This is a genomic window from Mesorhizobium sp. CA8 (genome assembly GCF_020164955.1).
In the GTDB taxonomy this organism is placed as follows: Bacteria; Pseudomonadota; Alphaproteobacteria; order Rhizobiales; family Rhizobiaceae; genus Mesorhizobium.
The window spans coordinates 147630-172005 of sequence record NZ_JAIUHG010000006.1 but is presented as its reverse complement, the minus strand read 5'-3'; the positions used below and the strand labels follow the sequence as shown (position 1 = coordinate 172005).

Here is a 24376-nt window from a genome sequence, read left to right as displayed (position 1 = left end):
ATAGCACTGTGTGAGCATGGCAGGGAAATCCTGCTGGCGACTATCATTTTCTGCCAACTCGGAGATTGGTGAAGACGAGAATAACAGCTGATCTCCCCCCTTGCGGGGGAGATGTCCGGCAGGACAGAGGGGGGTGCTGTCCCGCTATCCTATCAGCTGTTCACAGCGCGCGAACTCGGACAGAAGTTGCTGCAGAAAGATGCGTCGACCAGGGCCGAGTTCCGTCACACCCCCCTCTGCCCTGCCGGGCATCTCCCCCGCAAGGGGGGAGATTGGCAGCTTCTGCGCCGCGCCCCTTTGATTTCCCACGCCCCGGCCATACCTTTGCGGTTGTCGTTCCCGCGGAGCCCTCATGCGATCCAAGCTCGTCCCCCTCATCCTCTTGGCGCTCGCCGCCTTCGCGCAGCCAAGCTTCGCCGACACACCGGAACGACCGGCGCCGACCGGCGGCGTGCTGTCGCTGCTGCCGCAGCCACAAGTGACCGAGCATTCGATCACGCTTGGCGGGCGCAAGCTGGATTACCAGGCCAAGGCCGGCACGCTGTCGCTCTTGTCCGGCAAGGGCGAGGTGACGGCCGAGATTTTCTATGTCGCCTACACGCAGCAGTCGCCGGCCCCGGCGAAGGAGCGGCCGATCACCTTCGTCTTCAACGGCGGACCCGGTGCTGCTTCGGCTTACCTGCATCTCGGCGCGATCGGTCCGCGCATCGTCGAGACCGCCGCCGACGGCGAGTTCCTGCGGCCGCCGCAAAAGCTCATCGACAATCCCGACAGCTGGCTCGACATGAGCGATCTCGTCTTCGTCGATCCCGTCGGCACCGGCTACAGCCGCGAAGCGCCGGGGCATGAGCCGAAAGAATTCTGGAGCGTCGACGCCGACGCCAGCTCGGTCGGCGCCTTCATCCGCCTCTATCTGGCGCAGAACGGCCGCACGGGATCGCCGCTGTTCCTCGCCGGCGAAAGCTATGGCGGCTTTCGCGCCGCGCTGCTTGCCCGCACGCTGCAGGAGGATGTCGGCCTGAGCCCCAGCGGCATCGTGCTGATCTCGCCGGCACTGGAGTTCATGCTGGTGCGGCCAGACCAGTTCGACCAGCTGCACTGGGCGTTGGAGCTGCCTTCGCTAGCGGCGACGCGGCTCAAGGCCGACGGCGTGAGCGGCGACGCGTTGCGCGACAGGCTGGCCGAGGTCGAGCATTACGCGCTCGGCGATTACCTGACGGCGCTGAACAGCGGGCTGGAGCAAGGCGGCAAGCTCGCCGGCGGGCGCGTATCGGAGATCACCGGCCTGCCGCTGGAGCTCGTCCAGCGCAATTTCGCCCGCATCCCCATCGGGCTGTTCGCCAAGGAATTCCAGCGCGCCACGGGCAAGGTGCTCAGCCCCTATGACGCCACCATCGGCACCGTTGACATCGCGCCGCAAAGCGCCCGTGAGGCCGGCCCCGACCCGGTGCTCGACCGCAGCGTTCCGGTGCTGACCTCCGCCTTCGTCGCTTACGCCCGCGACGAGCTGAACTACCGCACCAATGTCAGCTACCGCCTGCTCAATGGCGAGGTCAGCCGCAGCTGGGATTACGGCACATCGGGCCAGGGCTATGCCGGTGTGATGAACGACCTGCAACGGGCGCGTTCGCTCAACCCGGCGCTCGGCGTGGTCATCGTCAACGGCTATACCGACCTCGTCACGCCCTATCTCGCCTCGCGCTATCTGGTGAACCAGCTTCCTTCGCTGTCAGACGCCAAGCCGATCCGCATCGACGTCGTCGAGGGCGGCCATATGATGTATCTGCGGCCGGGCGGGCGGCGCGCGCTGAAGGATGCCGCATCGGAGCTCTACCAGGCGACGCAGTAACTCCGACCGGCCTCCGGCAAACGACCTGCGCCAACGCAAGCGTCGCGCTGGAGCAGCGCCGTGCAAGGTTTAGCCCCTATAGCTGGAGCAGCGGTCCCGACTGGGGCGGAACCGCCTCACGCAAACGCGCTGAACCCTCATGGCCGATGTCGTCATCCTGGAAAGCCGCGAAAGGGTGCTGGCCGGCATCCTGTTCACGGCTGCCGCCTATTTCCTGTTTTCGGCGCAGGATGCTTCGATCAAGCTCCTGGTCGTCGGCATGACGGTCTGGCAGATCATGTTCGTCCGCTCGATCACCGTGCTCGTCGCCTGCGGCGCGGTCGGCGGCAAGCGGCTATTCGCCGACACGATCGGCTCGCCGATCGTCAAGCCGATGCTGGTGCGCAGCGCCTTCACGCTCGCCGCCTGGCTTTGCTACTACAACGCCGCCCGCTCGCTGCAACTCGCCGAGCTTACCACCATCTACTACGCCGCGCCGATTATCGTTACCGTGCTGTCCGTGCTGATCCTGGGCGAGACGGTGCCGCTGCTGCGCTGGATCGCGGTGTTCATCGGCTTCGTCGGCGTCTTCATCGCCTGCGATCCGACGCGGCTCGGCTTCTCCGTGCCGGTGCTCCTGGTGTTGGCGGCGGCGGTGCTTTGGGGCATCGCCGTGGTGCTGTTGCGCAAGACGGCGCTGCAAGAGCGCACCATGATCCAGCTCGTTCTCAACAATTTCTATTTCCTGCTCTTCTCAGCGGCGCCGGCACTGCTCTGGTGGCGGATGCCCGACGGGCGGCAGCTTCTTTTGCTTGTCAGCGTCGGGGCACTCGGCGGGGTGGCGCAATATGCGCTGTTCGAGGGCATGAAGCGCGCGCCGGTGTCGATTATTGCGCCGTTCGAATACACCTCGCTGGTCTGGGCCTTCGCGCTGGGCTACGCCATCTGGGGCGACGTGCCCCGCACGGAAGTGTTCATGGGCGCGGCGCTGATCATCGGCGCGGGTCTGCTCATCGTCGGCAACGAGCATTTCCGCAGACGGGAGCAGGCCTCATGACGGAAGGCTGTCAGGAGCAACTGGGTAGGCTGGTGCCATGACGGACACGCTCGACATGCCGGAAAAGATTGCGCCTGCCGCCGCCGACGTGGCAGCCGAGCGCACGCTCGGCATCATCCTGGTGTCGGCATCGGCGATCGCCTTTGCACTCACCGGCGTACTGACCAAGTCGATCCATGCCGATCCGCTGACGATCACCTGCTGGCGCGGTTTTTTCGGCTCGATCCTGATCAGCTTCTACGTGCTGTGGCGCCGGCGCCGCTCGGGTGGGCGCGAGAGCCTGAGATTGGGCTGGCGGGGCTGGCTGCTGGCAGTCGAGGGCGCCGCCGCCAGCATCGCCTTCATCTCGGCCTTCAAATTCACCTATGTCGCCAATGTCGCGGTGATCTACGCGACCTCGCCCTTCATCGCCGCACTTCTTGCCTTCCTTCTGGTGCGGGAAAAATTCCGGCTGCAGACGATGGTTGCGGCCGCCGTGTCCCTGTGCGGCGTCGCCATCATGGTGGGCGCCGGCCTCGGCAGCGGGCACCTGTTCGGTGACGGGCTGGCGCTGCTGATGACCGCCGGCAGTGCGCTCTACATGATCATGGTGCGCGCTTTTCGCGACTCGCCGGTCGTGTGGGCTGGCGCGGTCTCGGCCTTTCTGCTTTTCGTGCTCGGCTGGTTCGTGACCGACCCGCTGGCCGTGTCCGCCCGCGACGTCGCGCTGCTTGCCACCTTCGGCTGCTCTTTCGCGCTGGCCTCGATCCTGTGGACGGAAGGCTCGCGGCTGATCCCGTCGGCGGAAGCCGGGCTGCTCGGTTCCGCCGAGGTGCCGTTCGCCATCCTGTTTGCCCTGCTGTTCCTCGGCGAGGTCCCACCCATGGCCAGCGTCATCGGCGGCGCCATCGTGCTCTGCGCGGTCTTTGCGCATGCCGGACGCGACTGGATGAAGGCGAAATCGGCGGGCTCGTAAATTATTTTCGCAGTCACGGAACCATCATCAGTCTCAGGCATTGTTAGATCGACGGGTCACCCCCCAAGTCCCCCCAAACCCCTCGACCCGTCCGACTAGAAGCCGACCCGCAAAAAGGTCGGCTTTTTCTTTGAGGATTCCTCGCTGTTCAGGACGACAAGGCCAGGCCGCTGCCGAGAAGCTCCGCCAGATCCCGCGCCGGACGCGCAGCTTCGCGGCCGACCCGGATGGCGAAATCGGCCATCGGCAACGGCGGGAGGTCGAAATCGGCAGATGCCTCGACGATGCCGGAATGGGCAAAACGCCGGGTGCGCGGCGTCAGCGCGATGCCGGCATTGACCGCGCTGCGCAGGCCGGCAAGGCTGGCGCTGCCGGCGGCGATGCGGTAACGGCGGCCGGCGGCATCGAGCGCATTGAGCGCGGCCTCGCGGAAGCCGCAATAGGGATCGAGCAGCGCCAGCGGTACCATCTCCTGCCGAGCCGCCAGTCCTTTTTCCGAGCAGAGCCACAGCATCGGCTCGCTGATCAGGGCCGCTTCATCCGGCGAGGGGGCATGGCGCATGGTGATCGCGAGATCGAGTTGACCTGCCTGCAGCGCTGACCCGAGCTCCAGGGAACGGCCGACGCGCAGCTCGATCCTGATGCGCGGATGGCTGGCGGCGAAGGCCCGGAGCAGGTCCGGCAGGCCCTGATCGGCGAAATCCTGCGTCGTGCCTATGGCGATGCGCCCGCCGGCGCGCGCGCCCTTCAGCGCCAGCCACGCCTCGGTGTGAACGGCAAGGATGCGCCGCGCATGGCCGACAAGGTCCTCGCCGGCCGGGGTCAGCCCGCGTCCCCTGCCCTGCGGGATGAGCAGCGGCTCGCCGACGATCTCTTCCAGCCGCTGCATTTGCGCGGTCACCGCCGACGGCGTGCGGCCGATGGTGGATGCGGCCTTGGCGAGCGAGCCGCTGTCGACGAAGGCGAGAAAGGTTTTCAAGAGATCGGGATCGAGCGTTTCCACAGTTCGACAATATCGAAGCAATTGTCAAAAACAATTCGATTTTTTTTAACGTATAGATGAGCCCATATCTCTCCCGTCGAAAGCGCGACGCGCGAAGCCAGAGGAGAGAAAAATGCCGATCATCAACATAAGCGTCACCGGCAAGCCCGACGCCAAGCTGTCCGCCACCATTGCCAAGGAGGCTACCGACATCACTGCGAAGCTGTTGCACAAGGATCCGACGATCACCGCGCTCGCCGTCAATTACATCGATCCGCAGCACTGGTTCGCCGGCGGCAAGTCGCTGGCCGAGCACGGCACCAGCACCTTCTGGCTCGACATCAAGGTGGTCGACGGCACCAACACCAAGCTGGAGCTCGAAGCCTACCTCAAGGCGATCTTCGAGGCTTTCGGACGGCTGCTGGGCGGCGTGCATGAGGAAAGCTACGCCTTTGTGCACGAAGTGCCGGCCGCGGCCTATGGCTATGGCGGCAAGAGCCAGGAGTTCCGCTTCATCAGCGGGAGGCTGAAGGCGGCATAGCGCCCTCTTCCCCTTCTCCACTTGTGGGAGAAGGTGGCCGAGCGAAGCTCGGTCGGATGAGGGGTGATGGACGGAGCGCGGCATCGCAAGTTAAGGGCGTCAAATTGCTCGATTTTCCGGCGACTCATTTCGTCCAGCACCCCTCATCCGTCTCGGCGCTATCGCGCCGATCCACCTTCTCCCACAAGGGGAGAAGGGGAGCGCAGCCTTCCCCGCATTGACCTTGCCCCCACTTCCGCTACCCTCTGCCACCGAAGCGGCCGCTCAAGAGCCGCGCTGGAGGACTGGGAGAGAGCGGCATGATCCTGACCCTGGCGCTGCTGGCGGGTCTTGTTTTTGCCTGGCTGCTGATCGGCGTGATCGAGCGGTTCCGGCTCGACCTGCGCTTCACCCAGGCGCTGCTCTATGTGCCGTTCAAGCTCGCCTACCGCATCGCCGACAATCGCATGCGCATCGCCCGCAGCGCCAAGACGCCGGTCATCTATGTCGTCTCGCACCAGTCGCGCATCGAGCCGGCGCTTATGCTGTCGCTGCTTCCCGACGACACGCTGCACATTCTGGACGAGGCTTCCGCGCGCTCGCCGTGGCTGGAGCCGTGGCGAGAGCTTGCCCGCACCATCGCCTTCAATGCCGAACATATCTTCGTCAGCCGGCGACTGGTGCGCGTGCTCAAGGGCAAGGGACGGCTCGCCGTCTACCTGCCGGACAATGTCGAGCCGGACGTCAAATCGTTCCGGCTGTTTCGCGCCATTACCCGCATCGCCATGCAAGCGGATGCCACCATCGTGCCGATCTTCGTTGCCGGCACGCGCGACCTGCCGGTCTCGCTGACGCCGAAGGAGAAAGCGCCGCGCCACTGGTTCCCGCGGCTTTCGGTGAGCGTTCTGGAGCCGATGACCATTGCCGAGTTGGTGGCGCGCAACCCCGACATGGCCTCCAACACCAACGCGCTGTTCGACCGGTTCGCCGAGGCGCGGCTCTACGGCACCAATCTCGATCGCGGGCTCTTCCTCGCCATGCGCGACGCCGCCGACCGCATCGGCCCTTCCAGCCCGATCATCGAGGACGTGATTTCCGGTTCGCTCAGCTACCGCAAGCTGTTCATCGGCGCGCGCGTGCTCGGCCGCCATTTCGAGGCGGTGACGGCGCCGGGCGAAGCGGTCGGCGTGCTGTTGCCCAACGCCAATGGCGTGGTGCTTACCTTCGTCGGCCTAATCTCCGCGGGCCGCGTGGCGGCGATGATCAACTACACCGCCGGCCCGGCCAGCGTGACCGCGGCGGTCCGCACCGCTGTGATCCGCACCGTGATCTCGTCCCGCGCCTTCATCGAAAAGGCCGCCATCGACGATATCGTCGCTGCGGTCGAGGCGGGCGGCGCCAAGATGCTGTGGCTGGAGGATGTGCGCGCCGGCGTGACGACCCTGGACAAGGTCGCCGCCGCGCTTCTGTGGCGTTTGCCGCTGCAGCGGCAGCAAGCCTCGAAGCCCGCTGTCATCCTGTTCACCTCCGGCTCGGAAGGCACGCCCAAGGCGGTGGTGCTGTCGAACCGCAACCTGCTTGCCAATGTCATGCAGGCGGAGGCGCGCGTCTCCGTCTCGCCGGCCGACATCCTGCTCAATGTGCTGCCGGTGTTCCATTCCTTCGGATTGACCGGCGGCACCATCCTGCCGCTGGTGCTGGGGATAAAGCTGTTCCTCTATCCCTCGCCGCTGCACTACAAGATCATCCCGGAGATCGCCCGCAAAGTGAAGCCTACCGTGATGTTTGGCACCGACACTTTCCTCGCCAACTATGCCCGCACCGCCAAGGACGGCGACTTCTCCAGTCTGCGCTTCGTCGTGGCCGGCGCGGAAGCGGTGAAGCCGGAGACGCGGCGCACCTATCGCGATCGTTTCCACGCCTCGATCGTCGAAGGTTTCGGGCTGACCGAGGCCGCGCCCGTGGTGGCGGTGAACACCGCCATCCATAACCGCGACGGCACGGTCGGGCGGCCGCTGCCGGCCATCCGCGTGAAGCTGGAGCCGGTCGAAGGCATCGCCGACGGCGGCCGGCTGTGGCTCGACGGACCGAACCTGATGATGGGATACATGACCGCCGACCGTCCAGGCGAATTGCAGCGGCTGGAAGGCTGGCACGACACCGGCGACATCGTCTCGATCGACCGCGAGGGCTTCATCACCATACGCGGGCGGGCGAAACGCTTCGCCAAGATTGCCGGCGAGATGGTGTCGCTGGGCGCCGTCGAGATGCTAGTGCAGTCGCTGTGGCCGGAAGAGCGCCACGCGGCGGTGGCGGTGCCCGACAAGAGGCGCGGCGAGCGCATCGTGCTGGTCACCACCGCCGACGACGCCAATGCCGAGGAACTGCGCCAGTTCGGCAAGAACGCCGGCGCGGCCGAGCTGATGGTGCCCAACGACATCATCAAGGTCGATGAGATCCCGGTGCTCGGCTCGGGCAAGACGGATTACATCTCGGCGCGCAAGCTGGCGATCGATCGGCTGGGGCTCAGCGCGGCGGCCTAGGGCGCAGCGCTACCCGATATCCGACGGCGGCACCTTCTCGCCTTCGCGCATGGCCCGCTTCGAATAGGCGCGCACCGAGAATGGCAGGAAAAGCAGATAGCCGGCGACGGAAGCCGTCAGCGTGTACCAGGGATAGGCCATCAACAAAAGGATGTAGAGCAAGACGCCGAGGATCACCGGCAGCACCCGGTCGCCAGGTATCTTGACGCTCTTGCCCGAATAGACCGGCAGGCGGCTGACCAGCAGGAACGCCACCAATACCGTGAAGCCCGAGCCGACGAAGGCCGCCGGCCGGGTGGGCTCCAGTCCGAGCCGCAGAAAATAGAGATAGAGCGGCAGCATGACCAGTACAGCGCCCGCCGGGGCCGGCACGCCGACGAAATATTCGGTCTGCCAGGCCGGCTGGTCGGTATCGTCGGCCAACACGTTGAAGCGGGCAAGCCGCATGGCGCAGGCAATGGTGAAGAGAAGTGCCGCGATCCACCCCGGCGAGCCGGCGCGATCAAGCAGGAAGGCATAGAGCACCAGGGCCGGCGCCACGCCGAAATTGACGATGTCGGCCAGCGAATCCATCTGCGCGCCGAATTTCGAGGTCGCCTTCAGCATGCGCGCCAGCCGCCCGTCTATGCCATCGAGGAAGGCGGCGAGCAGCACCATGACTACCGCGATCTCGAAGCGGTTCTCGAAGGCGAAGCGGATGCCGGAAAGGCCGGCGCAGATGGCAAGCACGGTGACCAGGTTGGGCAGCACCATGCGCATCGGGATCTCGCGGATGCGCGGACCGCCGCTGGCATGAGCCTCGAATTTTTTGAACGGCGCGCCCAACGCTCAGGAAATCCTGACCAGGGGCGTGACGGCGGCGCCGCCGAACTCGGCAAGCACGGTCTCGCCGCCAACCGCCGTCTGGCCGACCGCCACGCGCGGCACGGCGCCCGACGGCAGGAAGACGTCGACGCGCGAGCCGAAGCGGATCAGGCCGAAACGCTCGCCGATCGCGATCGAGCCGCCAGCCTCGGCCCAGCAGACGATGCGGCGTGCCACAAGGCCGGCGATCTGCACGGCGGCGATCGTGCCGTTCGGGCTGTCGATGACCACGCCGTTGCGCTCGTTCTCGGCGCTGGCCTTGTCGAGCTCGGCATTGAGGAATTTGCCGGGCTTGTGCTCGATGCGTGTGATCCGGCCGCGCACCGGAGCGCGGTTGATGTGGCAGGAAAACACGTTCATGAACACCGAGATCCGGGTCATCTCGCCCGAGCCCAGGCCAAGCTCGCTTGGCGGCACGGCGGGGCCGACCGCCGAGATCACGCCATCGGCCGGGCTCACCACCAGCCGGTCGTCGACCGGCGTGACGCGCTCGGGATCGCGGTAGAAATAGATGCACCACGCGGTGAGGATCAGCCCGATCCAGAACAGGATCGAGGAGAAATAGCCGAGAAACAGCGTCGCCGCGGCGAAGGCGGCGATGAAGGGGTAACCTTCGCGATGGATCGGAACGAACGTATTCTTGACCGAGTCGAGAAGCGTCATAGGGCTTGGGGCGGTCCCTGTTTCAGGTTGCGCCTCAATAGCGGAAAGCACCCCTCCCCGCAACGCAACAATGGGGGATAGGATGAGCCCCAGACGGCAGCGCCGGCGTGCAAGCCTAATTTTGCTCCTGTTGTCGGAACTCGGCTCCGTCGCGCGTCCTTGCGAGAGGACACCCAAGGAGCCCGCCAATGCCTTCGCAGAAACCGTCTGCAATGAGTGCCAATATCGTCACAACAGGCCTCGCCTTCGGCGAGTCGCCGCGCTGGCATGACGGCCGGCTCTGGCTGTGCAACTGGAGCACCGGCGAGATCGTCGCGGTGGACGAAAATGGCCGGAGCGAGATGATGCTTACCGTCCCGGCTGTCCTGCCCTATTCGATCGACTGGCTGCCGGATGGGAGGCTTCTGGTGGTCTCGGGCCGGGAAGGCCTGCTGCTCAGGCGGGAAGTAGGCGGGGCGCTCGTCATCCATGCCGATCTCAGACATCTGTCGAAGAACCCGTGGAACGAGATCGTCGTCGATGGGCGCGGCAACATCTATGTCAATGGCGGCGGGCCGGCACCGGCGCCGGGCGAGCATTTCGGCCCGGGCACGATCGTGCTGATCGCAGCGGACGGCGGCGTGCGGCAGGTCGCCGAGGACATCGCGTTCGCCAACGGCATGGCGGTGACACCGGACAACAAGACACTGATCGTCGCCGAATCCCACGCCAGACGGCTGACCGCCTTCGATATTGGCGAAGACGGCAGCCTTTCCAAGCGGCGCGTCTGGGCCGATCTCGGCAACGACTATCCCGACGGGATCTGCATCGATGCCGAAGGCTGCGTCTGGTACGCCGACGTGCCGAACCGGCACTGTGTCAGGGTGCGCGGGGGCGGCGAGAAAATCGACAGGGTCGAGGTCGATCGCGGCTGCTTTGCCTGCATGCTGGGCGGCGTCGACGGCAGGACATTGTTCATCGCCGCTGCCGAATGGCGCGGCTTCGAAAACATGGTGAGCGACGCCCGCACCGGCCAGGTGCTGAGCGCCGCTGTCTCCGTGCCTGGAGCCGGATGGCCGTCCTACACTTCCGGCAGGCGCTGGTAGTTGGCGATGTCGGCCTTGACGCCGAGGCGCGCGATGGTTTCCTGCGCGCTGAAGGCGATGCGCTCATGCGCGGCCTTGACGATCGGCACCACCTTGTCGACGGCGGCCTGGCTTTCCCACTCGACCACGGTGACGAAGTTGAACTCGCCGGGGCCGGAGAACTGTTCGAGCAGGAAGTCCTGCACGAAACCTTCCTGCCGGCGCAGCAACTCGTGCGTCATCCTGGCCTTGCTGAGGATTTCGTCGCGCGCGTGCGCCGGCACGACGAACTTGTCGACGCGGAACACGCTGCCGGTGCGGTGATTATTGGTCGTCATTTTTGATCCATCTCCGTTGTTAGGGTTGCCTGGCTGGTGGCTCGGAGATGGGTCTGCAAGCTCAAGATAGGTTGAGGTCAAGGGGGATTTTGTCCTTCCCTTCTCCCCTTGTGGGAGAAGGTGGATCGGCGCGAAGCGCCGAGACGGATGAGGGGTGTTCCAGGGAACGCCAGCGTCTCACTCCGCTGGAACACCCCTCATCCGGCCGCTTCGCGGCCACCTTCTCCCACAAACAAGGGGAGAAGGAGAAGCCTCAGCTCACCTCCGCCGTCCTCCTGCGCACGACCACCCCAAACTCGTCGCTCTCGCGCGCGATGCGCAGGCGCTCTTCGGCTTCGGTCGCTTCGCGCTGGCGGTCCCACATCGAGGCGTAGAGGCCGTGCTTGACAAGCAGCGCCGCGTGGGTGCCGCGCTCGGCGATCTGGCCATCCTTCAGCACGATGATCTCGTCGGCCGAGATCACCGTCGACAGCCGGTGGGCAATGACGATGGTGGTGCGGCCCTTGCTGACGAGGTCGAGCGCGGCCTGGATCTCCTGCTCGGTCTGGGTGTCCAATGCCGAGGTCGCCTCGTCCAGCATCAGGATCGGCGGCGCCTTGAGGATGGTGCGGGCGATCGCCACGCGCTGCTTCTCGCCGCCCGACAGTTTCAGCCCGCGCTCGCCGACCATCGACTTGTAGCCCTCGGGCAGCTTCTGGATGAACGGGCCGATCTGGGCGAGCTCGGCCGCCTTGCGCACCTCCTCCTCGCTGGCGCCGACGCGACCGTAGCGGATGTTGTAGGCGATGGTATCGTTGAAGAGCACGGTGTCCTGCGGCACCATGCCGAGCACCGCGCGCAGGCTCTCCTGCGTGACGTCGCGGATGTCCTGGCCGTCGATCAGCACCTGGCCGCCCTGCACATCGTAAAAGCGGAACAGAAGCCTGGAAATGGTCGACTTGCCGGCACCGGACGGGCCGACGATCGCCACCGTCTTGCCGGCCGGAACCTCGAAGGAGACGCCTTTCAGGATCTTGCGGTTCGGGTCGTAGGAGAAATGCACGTCGCGGAACTCCACCTTGCCGGGACCGACCTTCAAAGGCTTGGCATCCGGCTTGTCGACGATCTCCTGGGGCACGTCGAGCAGGTCGAACATGTGCTCGATATCCGTCAGCCCTTGCCGGATTTCGCGGTAGATGAAGCCGATGAAGTTGAGCGGCACCGAAAGCTGGATCAGCATGGCGTTGATGAAGACGAAGTCGCCGACGCTCTGCGTGCCGGCCTGCACTTCCAGCGCCGACATGCACATGACGATGACCGTGCCTAGGCCGAAGATGAGGCCCTGGCCGAAGTTCAGCCAGCCGAGCGAGGTCCAGGTCTTGGTCGCGGCGATCTCATAGCGCGCCATCGAACGGTCGAAGCGCTCGGCCTCCATGCGCTCGTTGGTGAAATATTTGACCGTCTCGAAATTCAAGAGCGAGTCGATCGCCTTGGTGTTGGCGTCAGTGTCGCTGTCGTTCATGTCACGCCGGATCGAGATGCGCCAATCGCTCGCCTTGACGGTGAACCAGACATAGAGCCAGACGGTGATGGCGACCACGGCGACGTATTTCCAGCCATAGGTGAAGGCGAAAATGCCGGCGGTCAGCGCGAATTCGAGGATGGTCGGCGCCGTGTTCAGCATGATGAAGCGCACGATCGTCTCGATGCCTTTGGTGCCACGCTCGATGATGCGCGACAGGCCGCCGGTGCGCCGCTCGAGGTGGAAGCGCAGCGACAGCTGATGCATGTGGACGAAGGTGCGGAAGGCGAGCTGGCGCACCGCATACTGGCCGACCCGGGCAAACAGCGCGTCGCGCAGCTGGTTGAAGCCGAGCTGGACCAGGCGCAGCACGTTATAAGCGATGACCAACATAACCGGCGCGAGCAGAAAGGCGGGCAGCGGCGGCGGTGTCTTCGAGCCATGGGCCAGCGCATCGGTCGCCCATTTGAAGAAATACGGGCCGGCGACCAGGGTGACCTTGGCGACGACCAGCAGCAGCGTCGCCCAGGTGACGCGGGCTCTGAGATCGGCGCGCTCGGCCGGCCACATATAGGGCCAGAGGGTGCGCAGGGTCGTGAGAGTGCCGGCTTCGGCGGATACGGTCTTTTCGGCCACTAGTCTTGCCTTTTAGGTGAGAGGCTGGGGCAGCAGGAGTTGACGAGTTCACTGAGCGAGGCTGAGACGCCCGCCAGCGCGACTTGGTCGACGGCATAGCGCGAGCGCTGGCGATCGGCCTCGAAGCGGACGAGCCCCGCCTCGACCAGCACCTTCAGATGTTGCGAAACGGTCGACTGGGCGAGGTCGAGATGGTCGACCACCTCACGGCATGAGCAGCAGCGGCTGGCCGAAAGGCGTTTCAGGATCTCGATGCGTGCCGGATGCGAGAGCGCCGCCAGGCGGAGCGCCATGACGTGACTGTCGCTGCAGCGGATTTCGGGGGATTCGGCCATCGTCCATCGGCGATAGACGATGAAGAGGAATGGGGCAAGCTAGGCGGATGGGTAGATTTGAGGTGCTGGCGGGACAGCACCCCCCTCTGCCCTGCCGGGCATCTCCCCCGCGAGGGGGGAGATTAGACGTCACATAAGCTTTCGCCAATTTTCAACGCCGCAGAACTGGCGAGGCGCGAGAACTGCCAATCTCCGCCCTTACGGGGGAGATTGGCGCTCACTCCGTCTTCGCCGGTGCCGCTGTGATCTGCTCGCCCATGGCCTTCATGTCGGCGGCCTCGCCTTCCTTCGAAGTCGAGGGCACCCTGAACACCTGGCCCGGCCAGATGCGGTCGGGATCGCGGATCTGGTCTTTGTTGGCGAGATAGATGGTCGAAAACCGGGTGCCGTGGCCGTAGACGCGGCGCGAGATGCGCCATAGCGTATCGTTGCGGCGGATGATGACGGCGCTGTCGGCATGTTCGAGCTTCGGCGCGACCGTCTCAGGCATGTCGGTCGAAGGCGTCGCCTCGGCTATCTTGGCGGGCGCCTCGGCTGCCGGAGCCGACATAGCAGGCTTGGCCGCTTGGGCCGTCGCGGCTGCTGGAGCCGCGGCGTCGGCGGTCTTGGTCTCCGCCGGCTTCGCATCGCCGGTCTTTGTTTCATTCGGTGCGACGGCGGCGATCGACTCGCCGGGCTCGCGCTCGAACGGGACGGCAGCGCGGGCGACGACCTTGGCGCCATCATGGTCCAGCCCATCGACATGGATGGTGTAGCTGCCGACCGGAATGTCGCGCGTCGCTTCGATCAGGAAATGCCCGTCGGCCGAAGTCTTGGCATCGCCGAGCAGGATGGCGTCGGCATAGGCGCGCACCTTGCGGCCAGGATCGGCCTTGCCGGCGACGAAGATCTTGCTGCCGTCGATCTCGACTGCTTCGACGGTGATCTTGGGCTCCGCCGCAGTGGCCGCAGCCGGCGCGGTCGCCTGGTCCGTGGCGGCCGGCGCGGTCGTAGCAGGCGCTGCCGCCTGATCGCCAGTTGCCGGCGCGGACGGCGTGCTCTCGGCCTCCGGCACGGTGATCAGTTGCGATGCCTTGCCCGGCTCCTCGACCATGGCCAGCACCTGACCGGTCGGGCTCTGCGGCACCGACACCACGGCGGTCTGAGCCGAGGCGACGGCAGTGCCGCCAACCGTCTGGCGCAGCGTGATCGTATAGTCGCCGGGCTTCAGCGGGTTATCGAGCACGATCGCGAAGGCGCCGTCGGGGCCGGAATCGGTCGAGCCGAGCACGGCGCCGCCATTCAGGATCTCGACCTTGGCGTTGGGCGCGGCGCTGCCGGCGACGACGATCGAGCCATTGCCCTCGACGCGCACGACATCGAAGGTCGGCAGTGTCGGACCAGCCGCGGCGGCAGACGGCTGGGCGGGCGTTGCAGTGGCCGGAGCCGTCGCGTTGTTGGCCGGCGCCATCTTATTGGCGGGCGCCATACTATTGGCTGGCACCATCGTGTTGGCCGGCGCCATTGTGTTTGAAGGAGCCTGAGGCACGCGCGCCTCTGTGCTCCTGCTCGAGGATTCAGCCGGTTTCGCATCGCTCTGCGGCAGCGCCGCAACCTGCGCCGGCTTCTGGCTGTTAATGTAAGGGTCGAGCGCGCCCGAGCCGTAGGCGACCGCCGCGACGGCGACAACGCCGCCCGCCGCGAACAAAAACGCCTTAGAAGGATTGATAGCCATAATTCCGTATTGCCCCCTTAGCCACCTAACGCCCGGTCTAGCGTGTTTTCTCTATGCTCACAAGAAAAAGCCCGTCCGCGGGCTTGACCGCGCCAACCGTCCCCATCACCAATCATCGCCATGAACACGATTCGATCCGTCTGCGTCTATTGCGGCTCGTCTCCGGGCCGCGACGAGGCCTATATCAAGGCCGGCCACATACTCGGCCGCTCGCTTGCCAAATCCGGGTTGCGCCTGATCTATGGCGGCGGCACGAAGGGCATCATGGGCGCCGTCGCCGAAGGCGCGCTCAAGGCCGGCGGCAAGGTCACCGGCATCATCCCGCGCTTCCTGATCAACAAGGAAGCGACCGAAACCGCGCTCGACAAGCTCGATGAATTGCTGATTACCGACAACATGCATGAGCGCAAGCACAGCATGTTCGAAAAATCCGACGCCTTTGTGGCGCTGCCCGGTGGCATCGGCACGGTGGAGGAAATCGTCGAGATCATGACCTGGGCGCAGCTCGGCCATCACCGCAAGCCGATCGTCTTCGCCAACGTCAAAGGTTTCTGGGACCCGATGCTGACGCTGATCGAGCATATGTCGGAGGAAGGCTTCATCCACACCGCGCACCGCGTGAAGCCGCTGGTGGTCAACGACCCTGAAGCGATCGTCGCCGCCATCATGGTGGCGGGTTCGTCTGTCGATGCGCCGACGGAAGGGGTGCAGTCGGTTATCGACAAAATGTAAGGGCGCATTTAGCGGCGCTCGACGCCCTTTGCAGCCAAGATGTCGTCAACGGCCATCGACGTCAGAAATCCCGATAGCTGCTTGGCGGCTTCTGCATGCGTTGGATCGGTGCTGAGGCCAATGGCGAATTCAACGTAACTTTGGAGTTCCGCCGGAAACAGACCGACAAGCGTGACCTCGGGAGCGGCGGCGAGAATCGAAGTCACGGGAATGACCCCCAACTCAGCTTCCCCACGGCCTACGGCCGCTGCTGTCTGCCCTCCCGATATGGCAACCAGCTTGGGCTTCACCTCATCTGCTATTCCCAAGCGTTCCAGCAAATCGGAGAAGTAGCCACCGCTGGTCCCTTCGCTGGCGTAGGCGACTGATCTGGCGCTCTTCAACGCGTGTTCGAATGTTTCCACGGACCCAATCTCGGGCTGTCGACAGCCTGCCTTGGCCGCCACCCCCATTGCTACCCGACCGAACGCCGCCTGGCTTCCGGCCTTGACCTTTCCCGAGGCGACCAGACCCTGGATCAGGTTCGGATTGGTGATGACAAGGTCAAAAGGTTCCCCAGCCTCAATCTGCTTTTTTACTGTCGGATTGAGCTCCCACTTGGCCGCTACGGTGAATCCTGTGGCCTTTTCGAACTGGGATATGAGTGCAAGCACGGCGGGACGAACCGCAATAGCACCAAAAAGTCGGACAGCGTTATTCATGGCCTAACCCGAAATCGGCCGAAACGGCCTTCCTTATAATACCTAGCTAAGCTTTGACTCCATGCTCCGCGTCCGGTGGTGCCGGCCTTCTGATCAAACCGGCTCGAAGAATCGCGCCAAAATCATGTCCGGAATGCACCTTTCCGCCCCATTGGAGCTTGCCTGGAATTCACGTCCCGTTGCCCTACAGTCCTACTGACCGCCTCAAATCCGCAATCGCCGCCCTCCGATCATTGCGCCGCCAGGCAAGGTGGATCTCAACGCTGCGCTTGAACCAGAACAGGTCCCGGAAGACGATGCCGGGCGGCGCGGTCGAGCGCAGGCTTTCCTGTACCGTCGCCAGGCCCAGCCCGGCGCTGACCAGGCCGAGCGAAGTCAAGGGATCGGCCGTCTCGTAGGCGATGTCGGGCATGAAGCCGGATTCGACGCAGGCCGCCAGGAACTGCGCGCGGTTGGTGTCGCCTGGCTGGCGCACGACGGTGATCCAGACGCGGCCGTCGAAATGGCCGGGCGCGATATCGGCGACAGCGGCGAGCGGATCGCCTTCCGGCATTGCCAGCACTAATGGCTCGCGCCGCACCAGCATGCTTTCGATATCGGGATCGCCTCGCGGCGCCGGCGCATAGACGAAGCCGAGATCGAGGGCGCGCTGGCGCAGATCCTCGAACTGTGCCGCGGTCCGCCGGCTGCGCAATTGCAGATGGAAATCCGGCCGCGCGCGTCGAAAATCCCTCAGCATGTCCGCGACCAGTCCGGAATGCACCGCGCCCTCGACATAGCCGATGGCCAGGCTGCCGGCGGCGCCGGTGGCGAGGTTGCGGCCGAGCTCTTCCAGCCTCGCCGCATTGGCAAGCAACGCGCGGGCTTCGGCAAGGAAGGCCCTGCCCTCGGCATTGAGATGGACGCGCTGCTTCGCCCGCTCGAACAACGTGACGCCGAGCTGCTCCTCGAGCTGGATGATCTGCCGGCTCAGGGGCGATTGCGAAATGTGCAATTGCTCGGCGGCGCGGCCGACATTGCCGGTCTCGGCAACGGCGACGAAATATCTGATCTGGCGCAGGTCGAGCATGCGTCCAAGTCCTCAGAGGTCCTAACTTTAGCCTAATCGGTCTTGGACAGTCTGACCAGCGGCGCGCGATATCTCCCGGCGTCAACCAGCCATGAAAGGAGACCGCGATGCAGTTCTTTGCCCTGCTCACCCGCAACACCCAGAAGTTCGGCGACGCCGATTTCGCGCCGCTGCTGCCGCCCGAATCCGAACAGCGCAAGACGCTTTACGCCCAAGGCGCGGTGCGCCAGATCTGGAACCGCGGCGACGTTCCCGGCACCGGCGTAATGTTCGAAGCGGCCGACGAAAAGGAAGTGCGCGGCCACCTCGCCACGCTGCCGCTGATCGAAGCCGGCATGATGGACATCACGGCGATCGTGCCGCTCAACCCTTATCCCGGTTTCGGGCCCAAGCGCTGAGCATGATTCACGTGAGGCTGTCGTCCTGCGCGGCAGCCTCATCGCTTCAGGGCCGTTATCGCGGCCAACCGCTCCCCTTGCCGAAGAAGAGGCCGTGGCTTTCTCGGCACGGGCGCCCTGAGCTCGGCCATCGTCACGGGGTTGAATTCGTTGCCGGGCGAGAAGACGCCGGTGGTGGTCTCGCCGCGCAACGAGGCGATCGCGGCCGAGCTTGCCGCGCGTTATCCGGACGTGCGCGTCGCCGCCGACAACCAAGCCGTGCTCGACCAATGCGACACCGTTATGCTCGCGGTGCGGCCGCAGATCGCGCGCGGGGTGCTGAAGGAACTTCGGTTCCGGCCGGACCATCACGTCGTCAGCCTGATCGCGACGATATCGCGCGAGGAGATCGCCGGCCTCGTGACGCCGGCGGCGCATGTCGGCAAGGCGTTGCCGATGCCGATGATCGCGCGCCTGCAGGGCGCAACGATCATCTGTCCGCCGGACCCAATCGTGGCGGCGTTCTTCGGCAGGCTGGGCGGCGTGATCGAGGTCGAGGACCAGAACGAGTTCGACGTGCTCAGCGTCGTCACCGCGACCTATGCCAGCTATTTCAAGTATCTCGACACGATCCACGCGTGGGTGCGCGGCCAGGGCGTGCCGGGCGACAAGGCGCGCGCGTACATCACCAGCATCTACAAGGCGCTGGCCAACGCGCCGGACACGGCCCCGAACGAAGACTTCATGCATCTTGCCCAAGATTATGCGACGCGCGGCGGCATCAACGAGCAGGTGCTGCGCGAACTCACCGAGCGGGGAACGTTCGAGACCTTCGCGGAGAGCCTGGAGCGCGTGCATAAGCGTATTTCAGGCAAGTAGCCCTGAGCGCCAATGCTGCCGGGCACTGGTTGGTGACGGCGCGCCTCCCTGACTGGCTTAGGTGACACCGGTCAACTCGACGGCGGTGCGTACGCGGGCGAGCACTTCGCTCAGCATATCGTGCATGGCCTTGCGCGCCCTGGCCGCGTCGCCGGCCTCGATCGCTCTCAGCACCTTGCCGTGCGCATCGAGGTCGCCGACCGGATGGCCGAACAGCGCGTTGGTGGTCGGCACGCTGTATTGCAGGGCGGTATGGATCAGCGCCGAGAGCGGCAGGAAGAAGCGGTTGCCAGTGGCCGCGAGCACCGCTTCGTGGAAGGCGGCGTCCGACAAGACCGGATCGCCCTGGCCCGAGGATGCCGCGCGCATCGCTTCGAAGGCCTCGCGGATGGCGGCGATCTCGTCCGCTTTGTTGCGGCTCGCGGCAAGGGCCGCGGCCTCGCATTCGAAGCCCAACCGCACTTCCAGAAGCTCGATGATGAAGTGGCGCGGGGTGGCGCTGGCGCGCAACCAGCCCAGCACCGAAGGGTCGAGGAAATTCCAGTCCTTCAGCGGGCGGATGCGCGAGCCGCGGCGCGGGCGGGTGAGCAGCAGGCCCTTGGCCGACAGGATCTTCACCGCTTCGCGGGCAGCACTTCGGCTGGCGCCGAAGCGGGCGCAAATCTCCTCCTCGCCGAGCAGTGTCGCGCCGGGCGGAAACAGCCCGCCGAGAATCTCGCGGCCGAGAATGTTGGTTATCTCATCGGTCACCGACGAGGTCTGATTGCCTGCCATTGTCCCGGCCCAATTCAGCGTCTTCACGACAGTGTTACACGCGCCGGCGATCGACGCACCGACTAATTATCGGCGCTGCGGATTTTATCTGATTTATCAGATGAATTGTTTTCAACAAGCGTCGCATTCCTGCTAACTGGAGGATCGAGAATTTCAGGGCGAAGCAGCGGAGAGCCGGTTTGTCGCCAATATCCTCCATGCGTGCGGTGGTGCTGCGCCGGCCACTCGACCTCCATGTCGAGGAGCGGGCCGTCCCCTCGCCCGGTCCCGGCGAGGTGCTGGTCCGCATTGCGCGCGGCGGCATCTGCGGCTCGGACCTGCACTATTTCCGCCATGGCGGCTTCGGCACCGTGAGCATGAAGGAGCCGATGATCCTCGGCCACGAGATCGCCGGTCGCGTCGAGGCGCTGGGCGCCGGCGTTTCAGGACCGGCGGTCGGTACGGCGGTCGCCGTCAATCCGGCCAACCCCTGCGGCATCTGCGCCTTCTGCCACACGGGTGAGCCGATTCACTGCCTCGACATGCGCTTCCTCGGGTCCGCGATGCGCACGCCGCATGTGCAGGGCGGCTTTGCCGAGCATCTCGTCTGCCGCGCCGAAAACGCCGTGCCGCTGCCGAAGGGTTCCGACCCTACCGCCGGCGCCTTCGCCGAGCCTCTCGCCGTGACGCTGCATGCCGTCGCCCAGGCGCCGGTCTATGGCAGCCGTGTGCTGATCATGGGCGCCGGGCCGATCGGCACGCTCTTGGTGCTCGCCGCGCGCTTTGCCGGCGCGCGCGAAATCGTCATCACCGACTTGCAGGACAAGCCGCTGCAATACGCCGCCAAGGCCGGTGCCGACCGCACCATCAATGTCGCTACAAATACCGAGGCGATGGATGGCTATGCCGCCAACAAGGGGTATTTTGATTTCGTCTTCGAGGCCGCCGGCCAGGGCGCCACGGTGGCCAGCGCCTTGCCTATCATCAAGCCGCGCGGCACCTTGGTGACCGTCGGCCAGGGTGCGACGGCGGAGCTTTCCATTTCGATGATCGTCACCAAGGAAATCCAGGTGAAAGGCAGCTTCCGCTTCGACACGGAATTCGCCCTCGCGGTCGACCTGATCGGCTCCGGCCGCATCGACGTCGCGCCGTTGCTCAGCAATATTTTGCCGCTTGCCGAGGCCCGCAAAGCCTTCGAACTGGCCAGCGACAAATCCCAATCGATGAAGGTGCAAATTGCGTTCGACTGATTATCTCGGCCGTCTCTTCGGCCTCGAAGGCAGGCATGCTTTCGTCACCGGCGCCAGCCGCGGGTTGGGCCTCGCCTTCGCGGAGGCGCTGGCCGCCGCCGGCGCGCGCGTCACCATCGGCGGCCGCAAGGCCGACGAGCTCAAGGCCGCCGGCGATCGGTTGCGCGCCGACGGCTACACTGTGGCGGAAGCCGAGATCGACGTCACCGACACGCAGTCGGTCGACGCGGCGATCGCAGCGAGCGAAGCCGGCACCGGCCCGATCGACATATTGGTCAACAATGCCGGCATCCAGCGCCGCGCGCCGCTCGAAACTGTTTCCGATGCCGACTGGGACGCGCTGATGGCGACCAATCTCGACGGCGTGTTCAAGGTGAGCCGCGCCGCGGTGAAGGGCATGATTTCGCGCTGCAGGGGCGTGATCATCAACGTCTCCTCGGTGCAGAGCGTGCTCGCCCGCCCCTCGATCGCGCCTTACGCGGCAAGCAAGGGCGCCATCACCATGCTGACCAAGTCGATGGCAGGCGAATGGGGCCAGCATGGCGTGCGCGTCAACGCCATCGCGCCCGGCTATTTCAAGACCGAGCTCAACAGCGCCTTGGTCGCCGACGAGAAATTCTCGACATGGCTGACCGGCCGCACGCCGATGCGGCGCTGGGGCGCTGTGGAGGAACTGGCGGGCGCAGCGGTGTTCCTGGCCTCGGATGCGGCGAGCTTCGTGACGGGACAGACGCTGCTGGTGGATGGCGGGATCACAAGCGTGTTGTAAGGCCGCCCTCACCTCACGCGGACCCGCGCCTCAAACCGGCAAGCTCGTCTCCCCCACCGACGGATGCTGCTCGATGGGCGGATCGATCTTGGTGTCTCTTGCGAACCCAGCCAGCACCCTGTCGACAGACAGCCTGCCCGAACCGGCGAGCGCCAGGATGAACATGCCACCAGCGATTGCCAGGTCCTTCTCGAAATGCAGCAATTCGTTCTGGCTGGCGAAACTGGTGTGGAATAGGCCGGCCGTCATCATGCAGAACAGGCCGAGTCCGATCGCTCCCAGCCGCGCCAGGATGCCGAGCGCCACCGACAGGCCGGCACCAAGCTGCAGCGCGATGGTGGCCAAAAGCAGCGGCGTGCTGACGCCGACCGCGGCCATCGCCTTCTGAGCGCCCTCGAAATGCGTCGCCAACTGCAGACCCTCATGCACGAAGATCAGCGATAGAAGCAGGCGGCCGGCAAGCAGGACGACGTCCCTGGCGTGAAGTCTTTCGGCAAGTTCGATCGGTGTCATGGTCGGCTCCGGTCTTTGAAAACAGGCATCTGGTATGAGCGGGGCGCCACGCCGATGGACGTGCGCCTGCAAGTGCTCGAGGTTGAAAGGTCGGAGCCGGCGCGAGGGAGAGGAACGCCGGCTCCGGTTTTCGGGCGCGCTACCGCCGTGGCGCCCAAAAGTCGGCACTCGGGGCAAGGTCAGTGCCAAGCCCCTCTCCGGCCGCTCCGCGGCCAGTTCTCCGCCACCTTGTGGGGGCCAGGAAACAGGTCGAGCTACTTCGTCACCTTGGTGTCGATGGCCTGCTTGAGGTCGGAAAGCTCCTCGCAGCCCGCCGGGCAGAGTTTTTGCAGCGAGGCGAGCTGCTCGTTCGCCTTGGCCATGTCGCCGGTCTCGACATAGAGCTCGCCCAGATATTCATGCGCGGCCTTATGATCGGGCTGCAGCTCCAGCGCCTTGGTGTAGTAGGTCAGCGAGGTCTGGTAGTCGCCGGTCTTGCGCAGCGTGAAGCCGAGCAGATTGTAGACGTCGGCCTGCTGGTTGTCCTGCGCCAGGTCGCGCAGGTCGGCTAGCGCGCCCTTGTAATCCTTGGCCTCGATCTTGGCCTTCACCGCCGTCAGGTCCGGCGCGTCGGCGCCTTCGATGTCGTCCACGGCATAGGCCGGCACGGCGATGGCGATCGGGGCCGCGGTCAAGACCGCAATGGCGCCGAGCACCGCGAAAAGTGCGTGTTTCATGGGAGATGTCGCTTTCTCTTCAGGATCCGATTCAGATCAGATCTGCGTTGGGGTGAAGGCGTAGGCGTTGCCGTCCTTGACGAAGCTGCCTGTGCCAGGGAACGGGAAGTGCGAGCCGCAGATGCGGATATTGTCGGCAATCACCTGGTCGATGATCTTGTGGCGTGTGGCGATCGCCATCGGCCCGTCCTGGTCGTAGCTGCCCTGCCATTCGGGATGCGGGGCGAGCAGCGCCGGCACGTACATGGTGTCGGCCGAGACGAGGAATTGCTCGGAGCCGGCGTCGACATGGTAGACGGAATGGCCGGGCGTGTGGCCGGGCGCCGCCATGATGCGGATGCCGGGCACCACTTCCGTGCCGTCGTCGACCAGCTTCCAGTTCTTCCATTTCGGGAAGTTCTCGGCGATGCGCTTGCCCGCCGGCTTGCGGCCCTCGGGCAGCTTGACGAGGCGGCTCGGATCCGTCCACCAATTGTACTCGGTCGCGTTAACGATCAGCTCGGCATTCGGGAACACCGGATTGTTGGTGCCCTTTTCCATCAGGCCCCAGACATGATCCGGATGGAAATGCGAGATCATGATGGTGTCGATCGCCTTGTAGTCGATGCCGGCCGCCTTCATGTTGGCCGGCAGATGCGTGGCGTTGGCCTGCCATTGGCCGACGCCGGAGCCGGCGTCCATCATGATGGTGCGGCCGTTCATCTGGAGCACCACGACGGTGAGCGGGATCGGCATGAACTCGGTGGTCAGCCCCGCCTTGGCGAGCGCTGCCTTGGTGTCGTCGACCGACACGCCCTTGATGAAGGCCGGGTCGTGGGGCTTGCGCCAAATGCCGTCATAGACGGCGGTGACCTCAAGCGAACCGACTTTGTATTTGTAGAAGCCGACCAGCGGCTCCACCGGGGTTTCGGCGTGAGCCGCGGGCGCGAATTCCAGCTTGCCGGCAATGCCGAAGGCGGCCGCGGCGGCGGCGGAACCGAGCACCATGCGGCGTGTCATGTTGAACATCAGAAATCTCCTCTTGTGGCTTGCGCGTTTGCTTCAAGTTTCAGGCGGCGTGAGAGAATGGCGGAGGGCCCGGTGCTGCCCTCCGCCGGCTGCGGAAACCGTAACCGGCCGATCCGACTGAAGACCGGCCGGCGCCGGGGAGATCGGGACGTCTGGTCGTTGACCCGAGGCGAGGCGTGCCTTCCTCACACCGGCATCAGAACCTTTGGTCCCGACTCCTGGGCGAGGACCTTTCGGTCCCGCCTGCCTACCGACCCCAAATGCCCTGGCCGGGCTCTTCCGCAGCGATCCTGGCCGCCGGCTTCATGGCGTGGCGGTCCATGTCGGGCTTCGCGAGGGAAGCGGTGGTTGTGGTGTCGATGGCGACGGCCTGCTGGCCGCCATTTGTCCCGGAGAAGTGGTCGCTGCCGGCGAAGGCGCTGCCGGTGGCAACGAGCATGGCGACTGCGGCAAAAGCGGTTCTGTTCATATGCGTAGTCCTTCCGGTTGGTTGATGCGTGCCTTGGGAGGATGGCCCCGCTACAGCCAAGACCCGGAAGGCCCGGGCTTTATTCCCGGGACGCGGAAGAATTTTTTGGCAACGGAAGATCGCGATTTTTGCGGAATGAA

The 24376-nt window shown here is 65.2% G+C and carries 25 protein-coding genes; 11 read left to right on the top strand and 14 right to left on the bottom strand.

All coding sequences use genetic code 11. The annotated features are described in order from the left end of the window. The first annotated feature begins 352 nt into the window (after positions 1–352). The 3 genes from LB553_RS09385 to LB553_RS09375 all read left to right on the top strand — a co-directional run bounded on the left by LB553_RS09385 (position 353) and on the right by LB553_RS09375 (position 3840). Positions 353–1849 carry a S10 family peptidase gene (locus tag LB553_RS09385; RefSeq protein ID WP_224512542.1) on the top strand — a complete coding sequence of 499 codons (1497 nt, stop codon included), beginning with the start codon at positions 353–355 and terminating at the stop codon, positions 1847–1849. Positions 1850–1988: 139 nt separating this feature from the next. Then, entirely contained in the window at positions 1989–2885 is an 897-nt protein-coding gene (locus LB553_RS09380; RefSeq protein WP_224512539.1) for a DMT family transporter, read from the top strand. Between the two features lie 37 nt (positions 2886–2922). Beyond that, positions 2923–3840 carry a DMT family transporter gene (locus tag LB553_RS09375; RefSeq protein WP_224512537.1) on the top strand — a complete coding sequence of 306 codons (918 nt, stop codon included), beginning with the start codon at positions 2923–2925 and terminating at the stop codon, positions 3838–3840. 148 nt (positions 3841–3988) lie between these two features. On the opposite strand, the gene LB553_RS09370 is transcribed toward LB553_RS09375, so the two are convergent. Continuing rightward, complete coding sequence (locus LB553_RS09370) at positions 3989–4843, bottom strand: LysR substrate-binding domain-containing protein (RefSeq protein ID WP_224512535.1); 855 nt, start codon at positions 4841–4843, stop codon at positions 3989–3991. Between the two features lie 112 nt (positions 4844–4955). Here LB553_RS09370 and LB553_RS09365 point away from each other — a divergent pair, with 112 nt between their 5' ends. Together LB553_RS09365 and LB553_RS09360 are read left to right on the top strand one after the other, a co-directional pair. After that, complete coding sequence (locus tag LB553_RS09365; RefSeq protein WP_224512533.1) at positions 4956–5363, top strand: tautomerase family protein; 408 nt, start codon at positions 4956–4958, stop codon at positions 5361–5363. Positions 5364–5662: 299 nt separating this feature from the next. Further along, positions 5663–7885, top strand: coding sequence for an AMP-binding protein (locus LB553_RS09360; RefSeq protein WP_224512531.1), 2223 nt, complete (start codon positions 5663–5665; stop codon positions 7883–7885). A 9-nt stretch (positions 7886–7894) separates the two neighbouring features. Here the strand turns inward: LB553_RS09360 and LB553_RS09355 are convergent, their stop codons facing one another. Then, positions 7895–8710 (bottom strand): CDP-alcohol phosphatidyltransferase family protein, encoded by an 816-nt coding sequence (locus tag LB553_RS09355; protein WP_412033327.1) that lies wholly within the window; start codon positions 8708–8710, stop codon positions 7895–7897. Positions 8711–8713: 3 nt separating this feature from the next. Then, positions 8714–9451, bottom strand: a complete 738-nt coding sequence (locus tag LB553_RS09350) for a phosphatidylserine decarboxylase (RefSeq protein WP_318011489.1) — start codon at positions 9449–9451, stop codon at positions 8714–8716. Between the two features lie 149 nt (positions 9452–9600). Between LB553_RS09350 and LB553_RS09345 the strand changes: the two genes are divergently transcribed. Beyond that, entirely contained in the window at positions 9601–10497 is an 897-nt protein-coding gene (locus LB553_RS09345; RefSeq protein ID WP_412033326.1) for an SMP-30/gluconolactonase/LRE family protein, read from the top strand. Here the strand turns inward: LB553_RS09345 and LB553_RS09340 are convergent. The 4 genes from LB553_RS09340 to LB553_RS09325 form a co-directional block, all read right to left on the bottom strand. Continuing rightward, the gene (locus tag LB553_RS09340) at positions 10473–10814 is read right to left on the bottom strand and encodes an antibiotic biosynthesis monooxygenase (protein WP_224512527.1); all 342 of its coding nucleotides are present in this window, start codon (positions 10812–10814) and stop codon (positions 10473–10475) included. The two genes, LB553_RS09345 and LB553_RS09340, sit on opposite strands and share 25 nt — an antisense overlap. Positions 10815–11067: 253 nt before the next feature. Continuing rightward, positions 11068–12951: an ABCB family ABC transporter ATP-binding protein/permease gene (locus LB553_RS09335; protein WP_224512525.1), complete on the bottom strand. Its 1884-nt coding sequence runs from the start codon at positions 12949–12951 to the stop codon at positions 11068–11070. Next, positions 12951–13286 (bottom strand): ArsR/SmtB family transcription factor, encoded by a 336-nt coding sequence (locus LB553_RS09330; protein ID WP_224512523.1) that lies wholly within the window; start codon positions 13284–13286, stop codon positions 12951–12953. The genes LB553_RS09335 and LB553_RS09330 overlap by 1 nt, the downstream gene beginning before the upstream one ends. A gap of 217 nt (positions 13287–13503) precedes the next feature. After that, positions 13504–15000, bottom strand: coding sequence for a LysM peptidoglycan-binding domain-containing protein (locus LB553_RS09325; RefSeq protein WP_224512521.1), 1497 nt, complete (start codon positions 14998–15000; stop codon positions 13504–13506). 120 nt (positions 15001–15120) lie between these two features. Between LB553_RS09325 and LB553_RS09320 the strand changes: the two genes are divergently transcribed. Beyond that, complete coding sequence (locus LB553_RS09320; RefSeq protein ID WP_224512518.1) at positions 15121–15732, top strand: TIGR00730 family Rossman fold protein; 612 nt, start codon at positions 15121–15123, stop codon at positions 15730–15732. Positions 15733–15740: 8 nt separating this feature from the next. On the opposite strand, the gene modA is transcribed toward LB553_RS09320, so the two are convergent. After that, on the bottom strand, positions 15741–16433 hold the full coding sequence (gene modA, locus LB553_RS09315) for a molybdate ABC transporter substrate-binding protein (RefSeq protein WP_224512516.1): 693 nt from the start codon (positions 16431–16433) through the stop codon (positions 15741–15743). Positions 16434–16617: 184 nt separating this feature from the next. Continuing rightward, on the bottom strand, positions 16618–17502 hold the full coding sequence (locus LB553_RS09310; RefSeq protein WP_224512514.1) for a LysR family transcriptional regulator: 885 nt from the start codon (positions 17500–17502) through the stop codon (positions 16618–16620). 107 nt (positions 17503–17609) lie between these two features. Between LB553_RS09310 and LB553_RS09305 the strand changes: the two genes are divergently transcribed. Then, complete coding sequence (locus LB553_RS09305; protein ID WP_224512512.1) at positions 17610–17900, top strand: muconolactone Delta-isomerase family protein; 291 nt, start codon at positions 17610–17612, stop codon at positions 17898–17900. A gap of 57 nt (positions 17901–17957) precedes the next feature. Beyond that, positions 17958–18758 (top strand): pyrroline-5-carboxylate reductase, encoded by an 801-nt coding sequence (locus LB553_RS09300; RefSeq protein ID WP_224512677.1) that lies wholly within the window; start codon positions 17958–17960, stop codon positions 18756–18758. Positions 18759–18815: 57 nt separating this feature from the next. On the opposite strand, the gene LB553_RS09295 is transcribed toward LB553_RS09300, so the two are convergent. Next, positions 18816–19532 (bottom strand): FadR/GntR family transcriptional regulator, encoded by a 717-nt coding sequence (locus tag LB553_RS09295; protein ID WP_224512510.1) that lies wholly within the window; start codon positions 19530–19532, stop codon positions 18816–18818. Positions 19533–19729: 197 nt separating this feature from the next. Here LB553_RS09295 and LB553_RS09290 point away from each other — a divergent pair, with 197 nt between their 5' ends. Both LB553_RS09290 and LB553_RS09285 read left to right on the top strand, forming a co-directional pair. Continuing rightward, on the top strand, positions 19730–20761 hold the full coding sequence (locus LB553_RS09290) for an L-idonate 5-dehydrogenase (protein WP_224512675.1): 1032 nt from the start codon (positions 19730–19732) through the stop codon (positions 20759–20761). Further along, positions 20748–21530, top strand: a complete 783-nt coding sequence (locus tag LB553_RS09285) for a glucose 1-dehydrogenase (RefSeq protein WP_224512508.1) — start codon at positions 20748–20750, stop codon at positions 21528–21530. Before LB553_RS09290 ends, LB553_RS09285 begins: the two co-directional genes overlap by 14 nt. Positions 21531–21560: 30 nt before the next feature. On the opposite strand, the gene LB553_RS09280 is transcribed toward LB553_RS09285, so the two are convergent. From LB553_RS09280 to LB553_RS09265, 4 genes are all read right to left on the bottom strand, one after another. Continuing rightward, positions 21561–22043, bottom strand: coding sequence for a DoxX family protein (locus tag LB553_RS09280; RefSeq protein ID WP_224512506.1), 483 nt, complete (start codon positions 22041–22043; stop codon positions 21561–21563). A gap of 254 nt (positions 22044–22297) precedes the next feature. Further along, positions 22298–22759, bottom strand: a complete 462-nt coding sequence (locus LB553_RS09275) for a tetratricopeptide repeat protein (protein ID WP_224512505.1) — start codon at positions 22757–22759, stop codon at positions 22298–22300. A gap of 36 nt (positions 22760–22795) precedes the next feature. Further along, a complete protein-coding gene (locus LB553_RS09270) occupies positions 22796–23767 on the bottom strand; it encodes an MBL fold metallo-hydrolase (protein WP_224512503.1) in 972 nt (323 codons plus the stop codon). Positions 23768–24014: 247 nt separating this feature from the next. Beyond that, positions 24015–24236: a DUF680 domain-containing protein gene (locus LB553_RS09265; protein WP_224512501.1), complete on the bottom strand. Its 222-nt coding sequence runs from the start codon at positions 24234–24236 to the stop codon at positions 24015–24017. Positions 24237–24376 lie beyond the last annotated feature (140 nt).

Bases quoted from the DNA above. Each gene is read 5' to 3' on its own strand.
- LB553_RS09385 (WP_224512542.1), top strand. From the start codon at position 353: ATGCGATCCAAGCTCGTCCCCCTCATCCTCTTGGCGCTCGCCGCCTTC.
- LB553_RS09380 (WP_224512539.1), top strand. From the start codon at position 1,989: ATGGCCGATGTCGTCATCCTGGAAAGCCGCGAAAGGGTGCTGGCCGGC.
- LB553_RS09375 (WP_224512537.1), top strand. From the start codon at position 2,923: ATGACGGACACGCTCGACATGCCGGAAAAGATTGCGCCTGCCGCCGCC.
- LB553_RS09365 (WP_224512533.1), top strand. From the start codon at position 4,956: ATGCCGATCATCAACATAAGCGTCACCGGCAAGCCCGACGCCAAGCTG.
- LB553_RS09360 (WP_224512531.1), top strand. From the start codon at position 5,663: ATGATCCTGACCCTGGCGCTGCTGGCGGGTCTTGTTTTTGCCTGGCTG.
- LB553_RS09345 (WP_412033326.1), top strand. From the start codon at position 9,601: ATGCCTTCGCAGAAACCGTCTGCAATGAGTGCCAATATCGTCACAACA.
- LB553_RS09340 (WP_224512527.1), bottom strand. From the start codon at position 10,814: ATGACGACCAATAATCACCGCACCGGCAGCGTGTTCCGCGTCGACAAG.
- LB553_RS09330 (WP_224512523.1), bottom strand. From the start codon at position 13,286: ATGGCCGAATCCCCCGAAATCCGCTGCAGCGACAGTCACGTCATGGCG.
- LB553_RS09325 (WP_224512521.1), bottom strand. From the start codon at position 15,000: ATGGCTATCAATCCTTCTAAGGCGTTTTTGTTCGCGGCGGGCGGCGTT.
- LB553_RS09320 (WP_224512518.1), top strand. From the start codon at position 15,121: ATGAACACGATTCGATCCGTCTGCGTCTATTGCGGCTCGTCTCCGGGC.
- modA (WP_224512516.1), bottom strand. From the start codon at position 16,433: ATGAATAACGCTGTCCGACTTTTTGGTGCTATTGCGGTTCGTCCCGCC.
- LB553_RS09310 (WP_224512514.1), bottom strand. From the start codon at position 17,502: ATGCTCGACCTGCGCCAGATCAGATATTTCGTCGCCGTTGCCGAGACC.
- LB553_RS09305 (WP_224512512.1), top strand. From the start codon at position 17,610: ATGCAGTTCTTTGCCCTGCTCACCCGCAACACCCAGAAGTTCGGCGAC.
- LB553_RS09295 (WP_224512510.1), bottom strand. From the start codon at position 19,532: ATGGCAGGCAATCAGACCTCGTCGGTGACCGATGAGATAACCAACATT.
- LB553_RS09290 (WP_224512675.1), top strand. From the start codon at position 19,730: ATGCGTGCGGTGGTGCTGCGCCGGCCACTCGACCTCCATGTCGAGGAG.
- LB553_RS09280 (WP_224512506.1), bottom strand. From the start codon at position 22,043: ATGACACCGATCGAACTTGCCGAAAGACTTCACGCCAGGGACGTCGTC.
- LB553_RS09275 (WP_224512505.1), bottom strand. From the start codon at position 22,759: ATGAAACACGCACTTTTCGCGGTGCTCGGCGCCATTGCGGTCTTGACC.
- LB553_RS09270 (WP_224512503.1), bottom strand. From the start codon at position 23,767: ATGTTCAACATGACACGCCGCATGGTGCTCGGTTCCGCCGCCGCCGCG.
- LB553_RS09265 (WP_224512501.1), bottom strand. From the start codon at position 24,236: ATGAACAGAACCGCTTTTGCCGCAGTCGCCATGCTCGTTGCCACCGGC.